The sequence below is a fragment of the Streptomyces sp. NPDC056161 genome (assembly GCF_042268025.1).
Classification (GTDB): Bacteria; Actinomycetota; Actinomycetes; order Streptomycetales; family Streptomycetaceae; genus Streptomyces.
Map to the genome: position 1 here is coordinate 35,934 of NZ_JBHJUV010000038.1, position 18,964 is coordinate 54,897.

At 71.6% G+C, this 18,964-nt stretch carries 19 protein-coding genes; 11 read left to right on the forward strand and 8 right to left on the reverse strand.

Translation table 11 applies throughout. The features are described from left to right. Positions 1-412 precede the first annotated feature (412 nt). Positions 413-1,339, reverse strand: a complete 927-nt coding sequence (gene mshD / locus ACFC09_RS30210) for a mycothiol synthase (protein ID WP_376533510.1) — start codon at positions 1,337-1,339, stop codon at positions 413-415. A gap of 265 nt (positions 1,340-1,604) precedes the next feature. Between mshD and ACFC09_RS30215 the strand changes: the two genes are divergently transcribed. Beyond that, complete coding sequence (locus ACFC09_RS30215; RefSeq protein ID WP_376533511.1) at positions 1,605-3,416, forward strand: bifunctional metallophosphatase/5'-nucleotidase; 1,812 nt, start codon at positions 1,605-1,607, stop codon at positions 3,414-3,416. Positions 3,417-4,162: 746 nt separating this feature from the next. After that, positions 4,163-5,947, forward strand: coding sequence for an ABC transporter ATP-binding protein (locus tag ACFC09_RS30220; RefSeq protein ID WP_376533512.1), 1,785 nt, complete (start codon positions 4,163-4,165; stop codon positions 5,945-5,947). A gap of 99 nt (positions 5,948-6,046) precedes the next feature. On the opposite strand, the gene ACFC09_RS30225 is transcribed toward ACFC09_RS30220, so the two are convergent. The 6 genes from ACFC09_RS30225 to ACFC09_RS30250 form a co-directional block, all read right to left on the reverse strand. Next, positions 6,047-7,495 (reverse strand): sensor histidine kinase, encoded by a 1,449-nt coding sequence (locus ACFC09_RS30225; RefSeq protein WP_376533513.1) that lies wholly within the window; start codon positions 7,493-7,495, stop codon positions 6,047-6,049. After that, positions 7,492-8,226, reverse strand: a complete 735-nt coding sequence (locus ACFC09_RS30230; protein WP_376533514.1) for a response regulator transcription factor — start codon at positions 8,224-8,226, stop codon at positions 7,492-7,494. Before ACFC09_RS30230 ends, ACFC09_RS30225 begins: the two co-directional genes overlap by 4 nt. 101 nt (positions 8,227-8,327) lie before the next feature. Then, complete coding sequence (locus ACFC09_RS30235; protein WP_376533515.1) at positions 8,328-8,546, reverse strand: hypothetical protein; 219 nt, start codon at positions 8,544-8,546, stop codon at positions 8,328-8,330. A 153-nt stretch (positions 8,547-8,699) separates the two neighbouring features. Continuing rightward, positions 8,700-9,935 (reverse strand): S1C family serine protease, encoded by a 1,236-nt coding sequence (locus tag ACFC09_RS30240; protein ID WP_376533516.1) that lies wholly within the window; start codon positions 9,933-9,935, stop codon positions 8,700-8,702. Between the two features lie 142 nt (positions 9,936-10,077). Next, positions 10,078-11,100: a LacI family DNA-binding transcriptional regulator gene (locus tag ACFC09_RS30245; protein ID WP_376533517.1), complete on the reverse strand. Its 1,023-nt coding sequence runs from the start codon at positions 11,098-11,100 to the stop codon at positions 10,078-10,080. 85 nt (positions 11,101-11,185) lie between these two features. Continuing rightward, positions 11,186-11,965 (reverse strand): winged-helix domain-containing protein, encoded by a 780-nt coding sequence (locus ACFC09_RS30250; protein WP_376533518.1) that lies wholly within the window; start codon positions 11,963-11,965, stop codon positions 11,186-11,188. 171 nt (positions 11,966-12,136) lie between these two features. Between ACFC09_RS30250 and ACFC09_RS30255 the strand changes: the two genes are divergently transcribed. The 8 genes from ACFC09_RS30255 (at position 12,137) to ACFC09_RS30290 (ending at position 17,551) form a co-directional block, all read left to right on the forward strand. Next, on the forward strand, positions 12,137-12,973 hold the full coding sequence (locus ACFC09_RS30255) for an alpha/beta hydrolase (protein ID WP_376533519.1): 837 nt from the start codon (positions 12,137-12,139) through the stop codon (positions 12,971-12,973). A gap of 71 nt (positions 12,974-13,044) precedes the next feature. After that, the gene (locus ACFC09_RS30260; RefSeq protein WP_376533520.1) at positions 13,045-13,299 is read left to right on the forward strand and encodes a MoaD/ThiS family protein; all 255 of its coding nucleotides are present in this window, start codon (positions 13,045-13,047) and stop codon (positions 13,297-13,299) included. A gap of 3 nt (positions 13,300-13,302) precedes the next feature. Further along, complete coding sequence (locus tag ACFC09_RS30265; protein ID WP_376533521.1) at positions 13,303-14,643, forward strand: hypothetical protein; 1,341 nt, start codon at positions 13,303-13,305, stop codon at positions 14,641-14,643. Between the two features lie 111 nt (positions 14,644-14,754). Then, a complete protein-coding gene (locus ACFC09_RS30270; protein WP_376533522.1) occupies positions 14,755-15,492 on the forward strand; it encodes a DUF2993 domain-containing protein in 738 nt (245 codons plus the stop codon). Positions 15,493-15,717: 225 nt separating this feature from the next. Then, positions 15,718-15,825, forward strand: a complete 108-nt coding sequence (locus ACFC09_RS30275) for a putative leader peptide (RefSeq protein ID WP_376533523.1) — start codon at positions 15,718-15,720, stop codon at positions 15,823-15,825. Positions 15,826-15,957: 132 nt separating this feature from the next. Then, positions 15,958-16,803 (forward strand): sulfurtransferase, encoded by an 846-nt coding sequence (locus tag ACFC09_RS30280; protein ID WP_376533524.1) that lies wholly within the window; start codon positions 15,958-15,960, stop codon positions 16,801-16,803. A 45-nt stretch (positions 16,804-16,848) separates the two neighbouring features. After that, positions 16,849-17,136 carry a DUF1416 domain-containing protein gene (locus ACFC09_RS30285; RefSeq protein ID WP_376533525.1) on the forward strand — a complete coding sequence of 96 codons (288 nt, stop codon included), beginning with the start codon at positions 16,849-16,851 and terminating at the stop codon, positions 17,134-17,136. A gap of 157 nt (positions 17,137-17,293) precedes the next feature. Beyond that, entirely contained in the window at positions 17,294-17,551 is a 258-nt protein-coding gene (locus tag ACFC09_RS30290; protein WP_376533526.1) for a DUF3099 domain-containing protein, read from the forward strand. A 47-nt stretch (positions 17,552-17,598) separates the two neighbouring features. Here the strand turns inward: ACFC09_RS30290 and ACFC09_RS30295 are convergent, their stop codons facing one another. Next, complete coding sequence (locus ACFC09_RS30295) at positions 17,599-17,961, reverse strand: DsrE family protein (RefSeq protein WP_376533527.1); 363 nt, start codon at positions 17,959-17,961, stop codon at positions 17,599-17,601. A gap of 100 nt (positions 17,962-18,061) precedes the next feature. Between ACFC09_RS30295 and ACFC09_RS30300 the strand changes: the two genes are divergently transcribed. Continuing rightward, a complete protein-coding gene (locus tag ACFC09_RS30300; RefSeq protein WP_376533528.1) occupies positions 18,062-18,961 on the forward strand; it encodes a hypothetical protein in 900 nt (299 codons plus the stop codon). The last annotated feature ends 3 nt before the right edge of the window (positions 18,962-18,964 follow it).

An 18,964-nucleotide genomic window follows, 5' to 3' on the forward strand; every position in this document is an offset into this window, starting at 1 on the left:
CGACATGACACGGGTGGCCTACGAGCGGGCCCAGGCACTTTCGGCGGTCGACTTCCCGCTCCAGCCGACCCAGCCCGACGCGGCCCAGTCTCAGGCATACCCGGTCGCCCGGTCCCCCTCACCGAACCAGGGCCAGGACCAGGGCCAGGGCCAGTACCAGCCGCCCCAGAGCCCGCCCACCAATCCTTTTGCCGGTCCCGCCAACGACAGCTTGGCGAACTTCGATCCAGTTGCGGCCATGTCTGCGCCATTGAGGGACTCCGATGCACCAGGGCTGCATCGGAGCTCCGCGAGGAGACTCACCGGTCAGGCAAGGCCGCAGGGACGACGTGCAAGAGGAGGCAGCAGCGGCGGCTGACGTGCAGCCGATATGGGGTCGACGGCCCGGAGCCGTCCGGGCCGTCATGGACGCTCACGTCTCCGAGCGGTACATCAGGTCGGTCTCGTACGTCGTGAATCCGAGCCGTTCGTAGACCGCCACCGCGGCCGTGTTGTCGGCGTCGACGTACAGCATCGCCGTGGGCAGGCCCTGCGCGGCCAGGTGGCGCAGGCCGATGGCCGTCAGGGCCCTGCCGAGGCCGCCGCCCTGGGCGCCGGGTGCCACCCCGAGGACGTACACCTCGCCCAGTTGCTCCTCCGCGTGCACCTTGGTCCAGTGGAAGCCGGCCAGTTTCCCGGCCCGCTCGGCGAGGAAGAAGCCGGCCGGGTCGAACCAGGGCTCGGCCAGGCGGGCGTCGAGGTCGCGCTGGGTCAGCGAGCCCTGTTCCGGGTGGTGCGCGAAGGCCGCCGCGTTCACCGCGAGCCAGGCCGCGTCGTCCTGCCCCGGTACGAACGTACGTACCGTCACGCCTTCCGGCAGCGGAGCCTCGGGCAGGTGAAGCCCGGTCAGCGGCCGTCGCATCTGGCGCAGTTCGCGGAACAGGCTGAGCCCCAGCACCTGCGCGAGGTGCCGGGCGGCGGCGTGCCCGCCGTGCGCCCACACCCGCAGCCGCTTCCCGGACCCGGCGAGCAGCGCCGAGCCGAGCGCCCGGCCGTGCCCGTGGCCCCGGTGCGAGGGGTGCACCACCAGTTCGGCGGCGGGCGCCTCCACCGGGTCGGTGTCCTCCAACTGGGCGTAGCCGACGAGTTCGCCGTCGAGGGTCAGCAGCAGATGGGAGACGCCCGCGCGTGCTCCGCCGCGCAGGTGCAGCCGGCCCTGCTCGGACACCGCCTGCTGCCCGTCGATCCGGGCGGCAGCCGCGAGCAGGTCCAGGACGGCCTCGGCCTGGTCCGGGGAGAGCGCGGAATAGGTCTCGATGGAGCGGGAGGGGAAGGCCGGTGTGGCACCGTCGCTGGTCATGCGTAAGAGGGTAAGGGGCGGTCACCGGAAATACCGGGCGGCCACGGGTAAGCGGTAACGGCGAGGGGCGACGGTAAGGGGCGGCCACCGGAAATACCGGGCGGTCACGGGTAAGCGGTGACGTAAGGGGTGACACGGCCGAACGTAAAGAAGGAGGCAAAGGTAAACCAGGATGTAACCATGAGCCCCCTACCGCGCTACGCGCGTTGACCCTAGGCTGCGGCGCACCGGACACGCTCGTCACAGTCGAACCACAGGGGGGCACATGCCGACCGCATCCCATCCGCACCGCCGCGGCAGACGCCGTACGCAGGCCGTCTTCGCGACCGCCGCCGGTCTCGCCACCGCCGTGGCGCTGGCCGCCGCGCTGCCCGCCCAGGCGCAGGGCGACCACGGCCGCCCCGGCGGTCACGGCGGCCCGAGCCGCTACCAGGACGTCCAACTCCTCTCCTTCAACGACCTGCACGGCAACCTGGAGCCGCCGTCCGGTTCCTCCGGCCGGGTCACCGAGCAGCAGCCGGACGGCACCACGAAGACGGTCGACGCGGGCGGCGTCGAGTACCTGGCCACCCATCTGCGCCAGGCCCGCGCGGGCCACCCGTACTCCGTCACCGCGGCCGGCGGCGACATGGTCGGCGCCTCCCCGCTGATCTCCGGCCTGTTCCACGACGAGCCGACCATCGAGGCGCTCAACGGCCTGGACCTGGACGTGACCTCGGTGGGCAACCACGAGTTCGACGAGGGCCCCGCGGAACTGGCCCGGCTCCAGAACGGCGGCTGCCACCCGACGGACGGCTGCTACGGCGGCGAGAAGTTCCAGGGCGCCGACTTCCCCTACCTCGCGGCCAACGTGCTGAACGAGAAGACGGGCAAGCCGATCCTCAAGCCGTACTGGGTCTGGAAGAAGAAGGACGTCAAGATCGGCTTCATCGGGGTCACCCTGGAGAACACTCCGGGCATCGTCTCCGCGGAGGGCGTCAAGGGCCTCGCGTTCAAGGACGAGGTCGAGACGATCAACAAGTACGCGAAGGAACTCCAGCGCCAGGGCGTCCAGTCGATCGTGGCCCTGGTCCACGAGGGCGGCTTCCCGGCCTCGTCGAACTACAACTACGACTGCGACGCCCCGGGCGCCGGCGCCGGTGTCTCCGGTCCGATCGTCGACATCGCGAAGAACGTCACCCCCGCGGTCGACGCGCTGGTGACCGGCCACACCCACAACGCCTACGTCTGCACGATCCCCGACCCGGCGGGCAACCCGCGGATGGTCACCTCGGCCGCCTCCTACGGCCGCCTGTTCACGGACACCACGCTGACCTACGACCGCCGGACCGGCGACATCGCCCGTACGGCGGTGAAGTCGGCGAACCGCGTGGTCACCCGCACGGTGCCCAAGGCGCCCGACATGACGCGGCTGATCTCCGAGTGGAACACGCTGGCCGCACCCATCGGCAACCGCGCGATCGGCTACATCTCCGGCGACGTGGCCTCCACCGGCACCGAGTCCCCGATGGGCGACCTGATCGCCGACGCGCAACTCGCCTACGGCCGTGAGCTGGACCCGAAGACCTCGCTCGCGCTGATGAACCCGGGCGGCGTGCGGGCCGGGCTGACGTACGCGGCGTCGGGCACCGAGGGCGACGGCGTGGTCACCTACGCCGAGGGCTTCACCGTCCAGCCGTTCGCCAACACCGTGAACCTCCAGGACTTCACCGGCGCCCAGCTGATCCAGGTGCTGAAGGAGCAGGTGAGCGGTGCGAACGAGGCGGCGCCGAAGATCCTCCAGCCGTCGGCCGGACTGACGTACACGCTCGATCTGACGAAGTCGGGCGCGGACCGGGTGGTGACCGACTCGATCCGGCTGAACGGCGCCGCGATCGACCCGGCCGCCACCTACCGGGTCGCGACCAACAGCTTCCTCGCGGGCGGCGGCGACGGCTTCACCACGCTGGGCCAGGGGACCGGCGACCTGGTGGGCGACGACGACCTGACCGCCCTGGCCGGCTATCTGACGGCCAACTCGTCGGCGGGCAGCCCGATCACGCCCCCCGCGGCGGACCGGATCACCATCGTGCGGTGAGCCTTGAGCCATAAGCGGTAAGCGGTGAGCAGCCGGCCGGACGGACGGTCGGCTGCTTCCGTTTCAGGGCCCGGTGCGTACTCCGGTACGTACCGGGCCTCTGCTTTTCCATAAGTCCCGTCCATAAAACCTGGGTGAAGTCTGTAAAACCTGTGTGAGGCATCGCGTTATTCCTCGTTGCACCTGAAAATTTGTCAAGGCTCAATTAACTGAGGTCTCACCGAGGATTGCGTTCTTCCGGATCGGACCGCAGTAGTGTTTTTCGTGTCGAAAGCGAATGACGCGAACGGCAGTCCGAACGAGGAGGGAACATGAGCATCCGCAAGGTCGCCCCGGTCAAGAAGGCGCACAAGTCCGTTCCGGCGGCGAAGAAGAAGGTGGCGAAGAAGGCGACTCCGAAGCGCCGCCCGGTCGGTGGCCAGCACTGATCGAGAATTCACCTGAGTAAATCACAGGGAATTCCACAGGCAGCACAGGTAGTGCAGGCAGTACAGGCAACGTCACAGACAAGAGCACAGACAAGAGGAACGGCGCAATGAGCTTCCACAAGGTCACTCCCGTCAAGAAAGACTGCAAGCCCACCCGCAGGACGACGGAGCGCAGGCGCCCCGAGTCCCGGCGCCGCCCGGTCGGGCACCGGGACTGAGGCCCGCCACGAGGCGGGGCCACCGGTCGAGCACCCTCGCACCGGCGGCCCCGCCTCGGCCGTGTCCGCACCCGCGTCCCGCACCACCTCGGAGCCGACCATGAGACAAGCCCGCGCGGCCTTTTGCCGGTTCTGGCCGCTGACCCGCGGCGACCGCGGATGGCTGGGGGTGATCCTGGCGTGCGTGGTGGTGTCCACGCTCGCCGAGACCGCCTCGATCCTGCTGTTCGCCGACCTCACCGACCACGCCCTGCAAGCCGGTTCGCTCGCCGCCTTCTGGGGCCCGGCCGGCGCCTGGCTGGGCGTCGCCGCGCTCGGCGCGCTCGTCGGCTACCTCGGCAACTCCCTCGCCACCTGGACCGCAGAACGGTTCGTACGGCGGCTGCGCGCCCACGCCTTCCGGCACCTCCAGCAGCTGTCCCCGGACTTCTTCCAGCGGCACCGCCAGGGCGACCTGGTCGAACGGCTCACCGGCGACGTCGAGGCCATCGAACAACTCGTCGTCTCCGGTACGGTCGGCGCCGTCTCCGCGGTCTTCTCCGCCGTCTTCTACGCCGCCGCCGCGTTCTGGCTGCGCTGGGACCTGGCCCTGGTCACCTTCGTGCTCGCGCCCCTCTTCCTGCTCGCCGCGCGCCGCTTCGCCGGCCGCATCAAGAAGGCGTCGCAGGACGAGCGGGTCGCCGACGGCGCGATCACCTCGGTCGTCACCGAGTCGCTGACCAACATCGTCCTCACCCAGGCGTACAACCGCCGCCGCGACGAGGAGGAACGGCTCGACACCGAGGCCCGCGCCTGGCTGCGGGCCAGTGTGCGCGGGGCGCGGCTGAGCGAGCTGTACGAACAGTTCGTCGAGGTCGTCGAGACGCTGTGCGTGCTCACTGTGATCGGCCTCGGCGTGTGGGAGATCTCCGCCGGCCGCATGACCCTGGGCCAACTGCTGGCCTTCGCCGCCTTCCTCGGCTACCTCTACCCGCCGGTGCGCAGCCTCGGCGGGCTCGGCCTCACGGTCGCCGCGGCCACCGCGGGCGCCGAACGCATCGGGGAGATCCTGGACGCCGAGCCCGCCGTCACCGACCCGGCCCGGCCGGTCCCCGCCTGGCCGGTGCGCGGCCGGGTCGGCTTCCACGGCGTCAGCTTCCGCTACCCGGAGGCGTCCAGGGCCGCCCTGCGCGACGTGACGTTCGAGGCGGGCCCCGGCCGGCTCGTGGTGATCACCGGTGCGAGCGGCGCCGGCAAGTCGACCCTCACCGCACTGCTCGCCCGCTTCTACGACCCCACGGCAGGCGTGATCCGTCTGGACGGCGTCCCGCTCACCGACGTACCCCTCGACTTCCTGCGCGAGAACATCGCCCTGCTGCCGCAGCGGACGCTGGTCCTGCGCGGCACCGTCCGCGAGAACATCGGGTGCGGCCGGCCCGGCGCGAGCGACGCGGAGATCGAGCGGGCGGCCCGGGACGCGGCGGCGCACGCGTTCGTCAGCGCGCTCCCCGACGGCTACGACACCCGCATCGCGCCCGGCACCACCGCCCTCTCCGGCGGTCAGGTGCGGCGCCTGGCCATCGCCCGCGCGATGCTGCGCGCCGCCCCGGTCCTCGTCCTCGACGAGCCGACGGCGGGGCTGGACGCGGTGGCGGCCCGGCAGGTGGTCCAGCCGTTGCGCCGGCTGATGTCCGGACGGACCACGATCATGATCACCCACGACCTGACCCTGGCCCCGGACGCCGACCGCATCCTGGTCATGGACCACGGCCGGCTGGTGGAGGAGGGCACCCACACCGAACTGATCGCCCGCGGCGGCGCCTACGCCCGGCTGGCCGCGCCGCTGCCGGAAACCCTGGACCGCCGGGAGATCCCGGACCGCCCGGAGACGCTGAACCGTCCGTAGCCCTTGAACTGCCGTAGCCCCTGAACCGCCGTAGCCTCTGAACCGCCCATGGCCCCTGAACCGCCCATGGCCCCTGGACCTCAGCAGCCTGCCCGCGGCTCATGTGCCGTCCGGCGGTGGCGTCGGGGTGCCGGGCAGGCGGAAGGTGGCCACCGTGCCGCCGCCCTCCGCCGGGGTGAGGGACACCTCGCCCCCCACCTGCTGGACCGTGCGGGCCACGATCGACAGGCCGAGGCCGGAACCCGGCAGGGCCCGCGCGCTCGGCGAACGCCAGAAACGGTCGAAGACGTGCGGCAGTTCCTCGGCGGGGATGCCCGGACCGTGGTCCCGGACGGTGAGCACGCCCCGGTCCAGCGCCACGTCGATCGCACCGCCGTCCGGACTGAACTTCACCGCGTTGTCGAGGACGTTGACGATCGCCCGCTCCAGCGCGGACGGCTCGGCGCGTACGTACCACGGCGCCAGGTCGGCCGTGATCGTCAGCTCGGGACCGCGCAGCCGGGCGCGGCGCAGCGCCGTGGCCACGGTGTCGTGGAACGCGATCACCTGGACGCGTTCACCGCGCTGGCCCTCCGAGCGGGACAGCTCCTGGAGGTCGCCGATCAGCGACGCCAGTTCGGACATCTGCGCCGTCACGGACGCCATCAGCGCCTTGCGGTCCGCCGGCGGGAGCGGCCGGCCGGTCTCCTCGCTGCGGCTGAGCAGTTCCACGTTCGTGCGCAGCGAGGTGAGCGGCGTCCTGAGTTCGTGCCCCGCGTCCGCGATCAGCTGCTGCTGCAACTCGCGCGAGCTGGCCAGCGCGGACGTCATCGAGTTGAACGACCGGGACAGCCGCGCGATCTCGTCGGTGCTGTCCTTCGCCACCGGGATCCGGATGCTCAGGTCCTCGGTCCTGGCGACGTGTTCCACCACCTCGGTGAGCTTGTCGACCGGGCGCAGCCCGGCCCGCGCCACCGCGAGACCCGCGGCGCCGGCCCCGACGACCCCTATCCCCGAGACGAGCAGCAGGACGAGCGCCAGGTCCTTGAGGGTGGTCTCGGTGCCGTCCAGGGGGACGGCCGCCATGAGGCCCGCGTACGTGTTGGTCGGGGCGATGGTCACGGGCATGGTCAGCACCCGCACCCGCTTCCCGTCCACGTCCGTGCCGTTGTGGAAGAGGCCGCGGCCGCTGGACGCGTTCTTGATCACGTCCTCGTCGGCGGTGGTGACCTTGATCTGGCCCTTCGAGCTCTCGAAGAGGCAGACGGTTCCGTCGGCGGTGACCAGCTGGGAGTAGGTGTTGCGGTAGCCGCTGACGGTGGTCTGCGGTGTCCCCACGCAGTTGCTGAGCGTGTTCCGGATGTCGTTGGGGTGCGGGGGACGGCCGAGGACCATCGCCGCCACGGCCTGCTTCAGATCGTTGTCGGTCTGCTCGTACAGTTTGCCCTGCACGATGAACCAGCAGGTCACCGAGACGGCCGCGACCCCGAACGCCACCGCCGCCGCCACCAGCAGCGAGAGCTGCGAGCGGATCGGCAGCGCCCGGAACCGGTTCAGCAGCCGTTTCACTCGGCCCCGCCCTGGCGCAGCACGTATCCCACGCCGCGGACGGTGTGCACGAGCCGCGGTTCGCCGCCCGCCTCGGTCTTGCGGCGCAGGTACATGACGTACACGTCCAGCGAGTTCGACGACGGCTCGAAGTCGAAGCCCCACACCGCCTTCAGGATCTGCTCCCTGGTGAGTACCTGGCGCGGATGGGCCATGAACATCTCCAGCAGCGTGAACTCGGTACGGGTCAGCTCCACCTGCCGGGCGCCGCGCGTGACCTCGCGGGTCGCCAGGTCCATGCGCAGGTCGCCGAAGGTGAGGGCCTCGTCGTCCGCCCCGGTGCCGACCACCGCCGCCGCGTACGAGCTGCGCCGCAGCAGCGCGCGGATCCGGGCGAACAGCTCGTCCAGTTCGAACGGCTTGACCAGGTAGTCGTCGGCGCCGGCGTCGAGGCCGGTGACCCGGTCGCCGACGGTGTCGCGGGCGGTCAGCATCAGTATCGGTGTGGTGTCGCCGGCGCCGCGGATGCGGCGGGCGGCCGTGAGGCCGTCCATGCGGGGCATCTGGATGTCCAGGACGACCAGGTCGGGCCGGTACGCGGTCGCCTTCTGCAAGGCGTCCGCGCCGTCGACCGCGACCTCGGTGTCGTATCCCTCGAACGCCAGGCTGCGCTGGAGCGCTTCTCGTACGGCGGGCTCGTCGTCGACGATCAGGATGCGCTGCGGGTCACGGTCGCCATCGGCGGAGCTCATCGTCGGGTTCCTCGGGGTGCTGTGGGGCGTGGCTGGCTGTCCTTCAGCCTCGCACGTTTCCGGTCCGGCGGGTAAGCACGGGTGACCGTGCCGGGGCGGGGTCAGCCGTGCACCGCGGAGAGCCGCTTCAGCGGAACCTTGTGGCGGTGCGGGCGGGCGGCGGGCAGCCGCAGCCCCATCAGCTCGGGGGTGGCGACCTCGGTGGGCCGGGCGGGCGGCCGGGGCGCGTGGAGTTCGTACGCGACCTCAAGGGCCAGGGCGGTGCGGGCCGGGCCGAAGTCCGTCGTCGGGTGCGAGACCTGCTCGATCGTCCTGATCATGGCGTGCTCCCTAACTCCTGGTGCTCTCTTGCCAGTGCTGTGTGTGACGTGTGCTGTGCGCCCTGTCGTCGTGTCTGTCTTCGTCGTCGTGTCTGTCTTCTTCGTCGTGCCTGTCTTCGGCGTCGTGCTTGTCCTCGGCCGGTCTCGGCGTCCTCAGTTGCCGCCGGAGTTGCCGCCGGCCCGCAGGGTGGACAGGTCGGACTTGACGGTGTCGATGGGGATCGCGAAGCCGAGGCCGACGCTGCCCGCGTCCGTGGACGTGGCGTCGGCGGCCGAGTACATCGCGGAGTTGATGCCGATGACGTTGCCGCTGGCGTCGATGAGCGCGCCGCCGGAGTTGCCCGGGTTGAGGGACGCGTCGGTCTGGAGGGCCTTGTACGTGGTGGTCGAGGAGCCCGTGTCGCCGTTGAACTGCTGGCCGCCGAACTGGAAGGGCCACCCGCCGCCGCCCCGTCCCTGGCCCTGGCCCTGTCCCTGGCCCTGCCCCTGGTTCTCGTCGGTGGAGACGGTGACGTCACGGTTCAGGGCGGAGACGATGCCGCTGGTGACGGTGCCGGTCAGGCCCTCGGGGGAGCCGATCGCCACCACCGTGTCGCCGACCTGGACCGCGGAGGAGTTGCCGAGGGAGGCGGGCTTCAGCCCGGACGCGCCCTGGAGCTTGATCAGGGCGAGGTCCTTGGAGCTGTCGGTGCCGACGACGTCGGCCGTGTACTCCTTGCCGTCGCTGGTCCGCACCTTGACCGACGAGGCACCGGCGATGACGTGGTTGTTGGTGACGATCTCGCCGCCCGAGGTGATCACCACGCCGGAGCCGGTGGACGAGCCGCCCGGGAGCGTCGCGTTCACCTCGACCACGCTCGGGCTGACCGCGGCGGCGATGGCGGCGACGTCGCCCCGCTTGCTGGACGGCACCACGTTGGTGGTGGCGCTGCTGGTCGTGGCGGTGTTCTTGCCGGTCAGCTCCTGGAAGGCGTAGGCCGTGCCACCGCCCACGGCCGCGGCGACGATCGCCACGGCGGCCAGCAGCCCGATGGGGCCGCGGGCGCGCTTCCTGTGCGCGGTGTGCGGGGGCTGCGCGGCGGACCCGTCGCCGTCCGCGGCGGCCGGGAGGAGAGCGGTTCCGCCACCGTGCCCGCCGTCACCACCCTGACCGGTCTCGGTGCCGAACGCGGCGGTCGGCGCGGTGGCCTGCCCGCCCGGCCACACGGTGGTGCCCGGCTCGACGGAGACCGGCTCGGCGGGCCGGTAGGCCGGCGGGGGCGGCCACTCCGGGTCCACCGCGGAGGAAGGGGGCGTGGAGGCGGCGGGCTGCTGCTGGGGGTACGTGCCCTGATAGGTGTCACCCTGGGGGTTCTCGTACGCGCCGCTGCGGCGGAGGCTCTCGGTCATGTCTAGAGCTTGTCCCGCGACCATGAGAGCTTCCTGAGTGCTCCCTGAGAAGCCCGGCAGAACCTCGTTTGCCCGATATAAAGACGGTTCTCGCAGCTCAGCGGCGCCCGCTCAGAAATCTCTCAGAGACGCCTGAAAAAGTTCACGCGCAGCCGCAGGAGCGGCGCAGCACCAGCCGGGACGGGAAGGTCTTCAACCGCTCCCGGCGCGAGCCCGCCACCCGCAGGCCGTCGTCGAGGACCAGGTCCACGGCGGCCCGCGCCATCGCCGACCGGTCCGAGGCGACCGTGGTCAACGGCGGGTCGGCCAGCGCCGCTTCCTTGATGTCGTCGAAACCGGCCACCGCCAGCTCGCCCGGCACGTCCAGGCGCAGCTCGCGCGCGGCCCGCAGCACGCCGATCGCCTGGTCGTCGGTGGAGCAGAAGATCGCGGGCGGCCGGTTCGGCCCGGAGAGGAGGTCCAGCGCGATCCGGTAGGCGTCGTAGCGGTTGTACGGCGCCTCGAAGAGGCGGCCCTCGGTCGGGATGCCGGCCTCGTCCAGCGCACGCCGCCAGCCTTCGACGTGGTCGGAGACCGGGTCGCCGACGGCGGGGGTGTCGGCGGTGCCGCCCATGCAGGCGACGTACTCGTAGCCGTGCTCCAGCAGGTGGCGCACCGCGAGCTGGGCGCCGCCCAGGTCGTCGCAGACGACGGCGACGTCGTCGATCGCCTCGGGCCGCTCGTGCAGCAGCACCACCCGGGCGTCCCAGGCGTCGATCTCGGCGGCGGCGAGGTCGTTGAGCGCGTGGGAGACGAGGATCAGCCCCGAGACCCGCATCCCGAGGAAGGCCCGCAGGTAGTGGACCTCGCGCTCGCCGACGTAGTCGGAGTTGCCGACGAGGACCATCTTTCCGCGCTCGGAGGCGGCCTGCTCGACCGCGTGGGCCATCTCCCCGAAGAAGGGCTGGCGCGCGTCCGGCACGATCAGACCTATCAGGTCGGTGCGGCGTGAGGCCATGGCCTGGGCGACCCGGTCGGGACGGTAGCCCAGCTCCTTGATCGCCGCGAGGACACGTTCGCGCGTTGCCGGGGCGACCGGCCGGGGTCCGTTGTTGATGACATAGCTGACCACGGCGGTCGATGTCCCCGCCAGTCGCGCCACGTCGTCCCGAGTCACCTTGGCCACGCGCGGAGTCTACGCGGAGAGATCCGCTCTGGGCAGGGACTATCGGGCTTCCCTGTGCGGAAGCAATGCCCCGCCGGTGCCGCGGCTATGCCTCGGCCCGGACCTCGATCCCGTCGAGGACGGTCGATGCGTCCGCATCCTCCGGCTTTGGCCGGGCCGCCTTGGCCTTGGCCTCCTCCGGGGCGCGGTCACCCTTCTCGGGGGTAACGAATCGATAACCGACGTTCCGGACGGTTCCGATCAGCGACTCGTGCTCCGGGCCGAGCTTGGCGCGCAGCCGCCGTACGTGCACGTCCACGGTCCGGGTACCGCCGAAGTAGTCGTAGCCCCAGACCTCCTGCAACAGCTGGGCCCGGGTGAAGACGCGGCCCGGGTGCTGCGCGAGGTACTTCAGCAGCTCGAACTCCTTGAAGGTCAGGTCCAGGACCCGGCCCTTGAGCTTGGCGGAGTAGGTCGCCTCGTCGACCGACAGGTCGCCGTTGCGGATCTCCATCGGGGAGTCGTCGCTCGCGAGCTGCTGGCGGCCCATGGCCAGCCGGAGCCGGGCCTCGACCTCGGCGGGGCCGGCCGTGTCCAGCAGGACGTCGTCGATGCCCCAGTCGGCGGTGACGGCGGCGAGGCCGCCCTCGGTGACGACGAGCACGAGCGGACAGCCGGGCCCGGTGGAGCGCAGCAGCTGGCACAGGCTGCGGACCTGGGGGAGGTCGCGCCGTCCGTCGATCAGGATGACGTCGGCACCGGGGGTGTCGACGAGAGCGGGTCCCTCCGCCGGGGCCACGCGCACGTTGTGCAGCAGCAGGCCGAGGGCGGGGAGCACCTCCGCCGACGGCTGGAGGGCGTTGGTCAGGAGCAGCAGAGAACTCATACGTCTGGTTCCTCCTCGGTCCCTGCGAGGACGTGGGCAGTACGGTACTGCTCTGCGATCCCGGGGGCCCCGTACACCTGCGGTTTCCCGCCTCGTATACAACGCTTCCGAAAGCACAAAAGGACCCGGGGGCGTCGCTGCCCGAGTCCTCTGCCCAGCAGAATAGCCGACATGAGCAAGGGTCCGGCAGGTCATGTGGCACGATCCACCGTCCGTCCGCACTCCGAGACGAGCAGACACGCCCCTATACGGACGTTTCTGCACACGGCTGACGGCATTGCGATCGATTCCGTATACAACCCGGGGACGGTCGTATACGACGCCTCGCCGCCACCCTCCCGTGATCTGGTGTTCGTCGTCGCACACGGCTTCACCGGCGACGCGGACCGGCCGCACGTGCGCCGGGTGGCGGCGGCCCTGGCCCGCCACGGCGCGGTCGTCACCTTCTCCTTCCGCGGCCACGGCGCGTCCGGCGGCCGGTCCACGGTCGGCGACCGGGAGGTGCTGGACCTGGCCGCCGCGGTGGAGTGGGCCCGCGGCTTCGGGCACGCGCGCGTCGTCACGGTCGGTTTCTCCATGGGCGGCTCGGTGGTGCTGCGGCACGCGGCGCTGCACCCGGGCGCCGACGCCGTGGTCTCGGTGAGCGCCCCGGCCCGCTGGTACTACCGCGGCACCGCGCCCATGCGCCGCGTGCACTGGCTGGTGACCCGTCCCGCGGGCCGCCTGGTCGGCCGCTACGGCTTCCGCACCCGTATCCACCACCGCGACTGGGACCCGGTCCCGCTGTCCCCGGTGCGGGCGGCAGCCCGGATCGCGCCGACCCCGCTGCTGATCGTGCACGGCGACCAGGACGGCTACTTCCCGCTCGACCACCCCCGGATGCTGGCCGCCGCCTCCGGTGACCACGGCGAACTCTGGCTGGAACCGGGCATGGGCCACGCCGAGCACGCGGCGGGCGCCACCCTGCTGGCCCGCATCGGGGACTGGGCGGCCTCCCGGGCGGGCTAGCCTGGTCCCGACTCTACGTACGGATGATCGGCGTACCGGCATACGGGCGTACGCACGGACTTGAGGACGAGATGGCAAAGGTCACGGTGCGCTATTGGGCCGCCGCGAAGGCCGCGGCCGGGGTCGCCGAGGAGACCTTCGACGCGGCGACCCTCGCTGAGGCGCTGGGCGCGGTGCGCGGGCGACACCCCGGCGAACTGACGCGCGTCCTGCGGCGATGCTCGTTCCTCGTCGACGGTGATCCCGTGGGCACCCGCGAGCATGAGACGGTACGGCTGGCCGAGGGCGGCACGGTCGAGGTGCTCCCGCCGTTCGCAGGAGGGTGAGCGATGACCAATCAGCCGTACGACGGCGGGTCCTACGACGGGTACGACCCCTACGGACACCAGCAACCGCCCCAGGGCGGGCAGCACGCCCCCCACCAGGCCCAGCACCAGGCCCCTCACCAGCACCAGGCCCCTCACCAGCAGCAGGCGCCGCAGGCGTGGCCGGGTCAGCCGGGCCACGGCCAGGCCGGGTACGCCCCCGGCGGGTACGCACAGCCCGGGTACGACCAGTCGTATCCGGACCAGTCGGGGTACCAGCAGTCGGGGCAGTCGGGGTACGACGGGTCCGGGTACGACGGGTCCGGGCACGACAGGTCCGGGTACGACGGGCAGCAGACCCAGCAGTGGCAGGGACAGACCTGGGAGACGCAGGTCCACGCACCGGTCCCGTCGGCCGCCGAGGAGACCGCCTACCTGCCGACGCACGGCTACCCCGTCGGTCCCGCCCCCGCCGCGCCCCCCGCACACCCGGCACCCCAGGCCCAGCCGCCCACCCCGGCCCCGGCCGCGGCCCCGATGCCGGACGCGGCCCCGGACGCCGCGGCCGGTGCCACGTACGGCCCCGCCACCCTCGCCGGCAACGCCCGCGTCACCGACGCCCAGCGGGCCCGCCTGGAGGGCCGTTCCCCGATCATCGAGCCCGGCATGCAGCCCGCGGCGCTCACCGCGCTGCTCGGCCTGCTGCTCGCGGGCGCGGCGGCGATCGGCTCGTACGCGCTGGTCGTCCCCCTGGTCGTGCTCCAGGCCGTGACCGCGGCGGGCTGGTTCCGGCTGAACGGCATGTGGCCCGCCCGGCAGGGCATCGCCCTCGCCTTCGCCGGGGCGCTCACCGCGGACGTGGCGCTGCTGGCGGCGGGCCGCGAGCACGCGCCCGCGGCCATCCTCGGCCCGCTGGGCGTGTGGGTGCTGCTCGCCCTGGTGATGCAGCTGCGCTCGCACGCCGATCCGGACGAGCGGATGTACGGGCTGATGGCGACGGTCGCCGCCACCGCCCTCTCGGTCGTTGCGACCGGCTACCTGGGCGCCGACCCGCACGCCGTCTCGGTCGGCGCCGCCGCGGTCGCCGTGGCGGTCCTCGCCCGCGCGCTGCCGCTGGCCACCCCGGCCTCCGTGGTCGTCTCGCTGCTCGCCGCGACGGGCGCCGGCATCGCGGTCGGCGGGATGACGGGGCTCGGCGCGAAGGGCGCCCTGGTCGGGCTCGCGGCGGCGGTCTGCGCGCTGGTCGGGCACCGGGCCGCCGGCTACGACTATCCGTCCCGCTTCGTGCACTTCACGGCGGGCGTCGCGCTCCCGCTGTCGGCCGCGGCACCCGCGGTGTGGCTCCTGGGCCAGGCCCTGGGCTGACCGGCGGGGCCCCGGCGACCGCCTACGTCACAGGTGATCGACAAAAATCCGGGGCCCGTCCCACCTGGGGTTACGGTGACTGCGTCGGTGACCGCCTAGGTGGGGGAGCGCATGCGCGCGCTGCGAATACTTCTGATCGTCGTTGTGATCTTCGGTGTGCTGTTCGTGATCGTCGACCGCGTCGCGGTCCACTTCGCCCAGAGCGAGGCGGCCGACAAGTTCCGGACCACGGAGAACCTGTCCGCCACCCCGGACGTGTCCATCAACGGCTTCCCCTTCCTCACCCAGCTGGTCGGCGGCTCGCTGGACGACGTGGAGGTCGGGATCAAGGACTACCGGGCGCCCACCGGCTCCGACGGCCAGACGGTCCGCATCGACGACCTGAAGGCGGACATGAAGGACGTCGCGTTCTCCAGCTCCTTCAGCTCCGCCACCGCTAAGACCGCCGAGGGCACCGCGACCATCTCCTACGACGAGCTGCTGAAGGCCGCCAGGTCCGGCACCGCGCAGGTCGCGCCCGGCGTCACCGCCCAGGTGGTCGGCCTCTCGGACGGCGGCAACGGCAAGATCAAGGTCGCGGTGGACGCCACCGTCCTCGGCAAGAAGCTGCCCGAACCGGTGACCGTGCTCAGCACGGTCACCGTCGAGGGCGACTCGGTGCAGGTGCACGCCGACTCACTGCCCCAGATCGGCAGTGTGGACATCTCCGAGGACAGCGTCCGGCAGATCACCGACTTCCAGCAGGCCGTCGACCAGCTGCCCGCCGGGATCAAGCTGGACAAGGTGCAGGCGGCGCCGGACGGCGTCGAGATCACGGTGCGGGGTTCGAACGTCAAGCTGGCCGGGTAGGACGGGACACGCGCCGCGGGACGGCGGCACCGGCGGATCCGGCCGGAGACCGTCCGACAGGCGAGACGAGTGCGTCCGAACCTCAGCTGTCCGCGTGCCGCGCACGGTCCCGTGCGCGGCACGCGGCCGTCCGGGTGGTCTCGTGATCCCGAATGGCGGACGATCGCGTCTCAGCATGCGACATGCCGGTGACATGCCCGGCTGTCCGTCCCTACGATCGAGGCCATGCGGTGCCAGACAAGCGTCCCCCAGTCCCGGGGACGGGCGGACCTCACGAAGCGGCGGGCAGTGGACCTGTGCCGCGTGGCCGCCATGCTCTGTCGCCCTTTCTGATCGGAAGCCCGGCTTCCGCGTTCCCCAGCCGCCCTGCTCAGGGCACCCGTGCGCGCTCCCCCGAGGAGCCCGCGCCGCACGCACCCGCACGTACCCGCACGCCCGCCGTAACTGCCCCGGAGGAGAGACAGCATGAGCCGCAGCGACGTCCTGGTCGATGCCGACTGGTTGCAGGAGCACCTGGACGACGCGGACATCGTCGTCGTCGAGGTGGACGAGGACACGACCGCGTACGAGAAGAACCACATCAGGAACGCGGTCCGGATCGACTGGACGAAGGACCTCCAGGACCCGGTCCGGCGCGACTTCATCGACCAGACCGGTTTCGAGAAGCTGCTGTCGAAGAAGGGCATCGCCAACGACACGCTGGTGATCCTCTACGGCGGCAACAACAACTGGTTCGCGTCGTACGCCTACTGGTACTTCAAGCTCTACGGCCACGACAGCGTCAAGCTCCTCGACGGTGGCCGCAAGAAGTGGGAGCTGGACGCCCGTGAGCTGGTCGACGGCTCCGAGGTGCCCGAGCGCGCCGCGACCGACTACCGGGCCAAGGCCCAGGACACGTCCATCCGCGCGTTCCGCGACGACGTGGTGGCGGCCATCGGCTCGTACAACCTGGTCGACGTCCGTTCCCCCGACGAGTTCTCCGGCAAGCTGCTCGCCCCGGCGCACCTGCCGCAGGAGCAGTCGCAGCGTCCCGGCCACGTGCCGTCGGCCAAGAACATCCCGTGGTCGAAGAACGCCAACGACGACGGCACCTTCAAGTCGGACGACGAGCTGAAGGAGCTGTACGCCGAGGAGGACGTGGACCTGGCCAAGGACACCATCGCCTACTGCCGTATCGGTGAGCGTTCCGCGCTGACCTGGTTCGTGCTGCACGAGCTGCTGGGCGTGCAGAACGTCAAGAACTACGACGGTTCCTGGACCGAGTACGGCTCCCTGGTCGGCGTGCCGATCGAGCTCGGCTCCGGCAAGTGAGCGACCCGACCGCCCTCAGAAACCTCTGACCTCTGGAGAAGCAGCATGTGTGGAGCGAAGGCCGGCGGCCCGGACGCCTCGACGATCAAGCCCGGTGAGACCACGATCCAGGGCCAGGTGACCCGCGACGGCGAGCCGGTCACCGGCTACGTCCGCCTCCTGGACTCGACCGGCGAGTTCACCGCGGAGGTCCCGACCTCCGCCACCGGGCAGTTCCGCTTCTACGCGGCCGGGGGCACCTGGACCGTCCGCGCCCTCGTGCCCGGAGCCACCGCCGACCGCACGGTGGTCGCCCAGCAGGGCGGTCTCGCGGAGGTCGCGATCGCGGTCTGAGAAGCGGTACCACTCGGCGGCCGGAGGGCCGCGCCCCACGGCCGGACGCCTGGGACGCGGCCCTGCGGCCGTTGCGGACCGGACGCCGCACCGGACGCGGGCGCTGAGGCCGGACCGGACGCGGGCCCTGCGGCCGTTGCGGACCTACTCTGGTCTTATGTACGCACGGCGGCGTCACCTGTACTTCGCCATGATGGGCGTCTGCATCGCGCTTTTCGTTCTGGCCTGGGCGGTCGTGCGCATCTGGTCGGTGCCCGCGGCCGTCGCCATGTGCGTGGTGGCCATGGTCATCCCGCCGGTCGCGGCGATGGTCGCCAACCGGCGGGGTCCCGGGGACCGCTGGTGGGACGATCCCTCGGGCGACGCGCAGTCCGACGAGTGGTGGGACGAGCTGGACGGCAAGAAGCGGCATTAGTGCCCCGGCAGGGGCACCGGCTCCGCCGACCGGGTCTCGTCAGTACGTCAGTAGACGAGGGCCTGGGTCTCCTCGCCCAGCGCCTCCTGGACGAAGACCTGCGCGCCCGCGATCCGGACGCCCTCGATGACGTCCTTCTCCGAGATCTCACGCCGGGCGGCGCACTGGGTGCACAGGGTGACCCGGCCGGCCGCCAGCACCGACTCCAGCAGGTCCGGCAGCGGGGCCGCGTGCGGCAGCTCGAACTCCGCTGCCCGGCCCGGCAGCGCGAACCACGAGGACTCGCCCGTCAGCCACAGGGAGACCTCCACCCCGCTGGCCACGGCCACCGCCGCGACCGTGAACGCCTGTGAGCAGCGCTCGGGGGCATCGGCCCCTGCCGTCACCTTGATCACGAGCTTCTTCGCCATGGCCGAATCGTAATCAACTTCCCTACAACGATGCGTGTTTGCCGTGGGTCATCTGTGCGCGCGATGTGGAAGACGCGCTCCACTTCTGTTGGGGGATGTCATGGAAGGTCCGGAAAGACCGGACGAGGCGGCACCGGCCGCCGAAGCGGTCGAGTCGACCGCACTCAGCCTGCCCGGGGCACCCGGGCTGCCCGACCCGGCCGACCCTGCGGGTTCGGCTGATCCCGTCGGTCCCGTCGGTCCCGTCGGTCTGACCGATCCTGTCGATCTGGCCGATCCCGTCGGCCCGGCCCGCCCGCGGCGGCGCGGCCGTACGACCGCGTTGGTCGCTGTCGCCGCCGTGCTCGGCGTCGTCGCCGGCACCTGCACCGGCTATCTCATCCAGGCGGACCGCGAGCCCACCGAGCTGCCCTCGCTCTCGCAGCCCGTCGTCAAGCAGGCCAAGGGCGAGGTCGAGCCGCTGTCGGCGGCGCAGGACCGCCGCGTCAAGACCGACGGCGACCTGCGCAAACTGCTGATCGCGCGGCCCGCGGGGACCCGCGACGGGTTCCTGGAGGGGGTCGACGACGGCTGGCTGGACCAGGCCGCGTACTCGAACTGGTACAAGCACCCGGCCGCCCAGTTCGAAATTCTCACCGACACGCAGTTCCGCCGCGCGGTCGGCACGTCGTGGCGGGTGGGGGACACGTACGAGGTCGAGGTCGTCCTCGCGCAGTACCGCCAGGAACTGGACCTGGCGGCGTCCGAGGCGACCGGGGGCGACCGCTACTGGGCCGAGAGCCAGGACGGCACCCGGAGCTGGCCCGTGCCCGGAACCGGCTCCGGGCAGGCGTACGTGCACGACAAGCCCTACCGGGAGTCGGGCTACGTCCCGGTGTACTCGGCCGAGGCGCACGCCTGGCGCGGCGACATCTCCGTGGAGATCTTCATCCACGACACCAAGCCGGTCTCCAAGGAGAAGATCCTGGACCTGGCCGAGCGGCAGATGGGGAAGCTGTGAGCG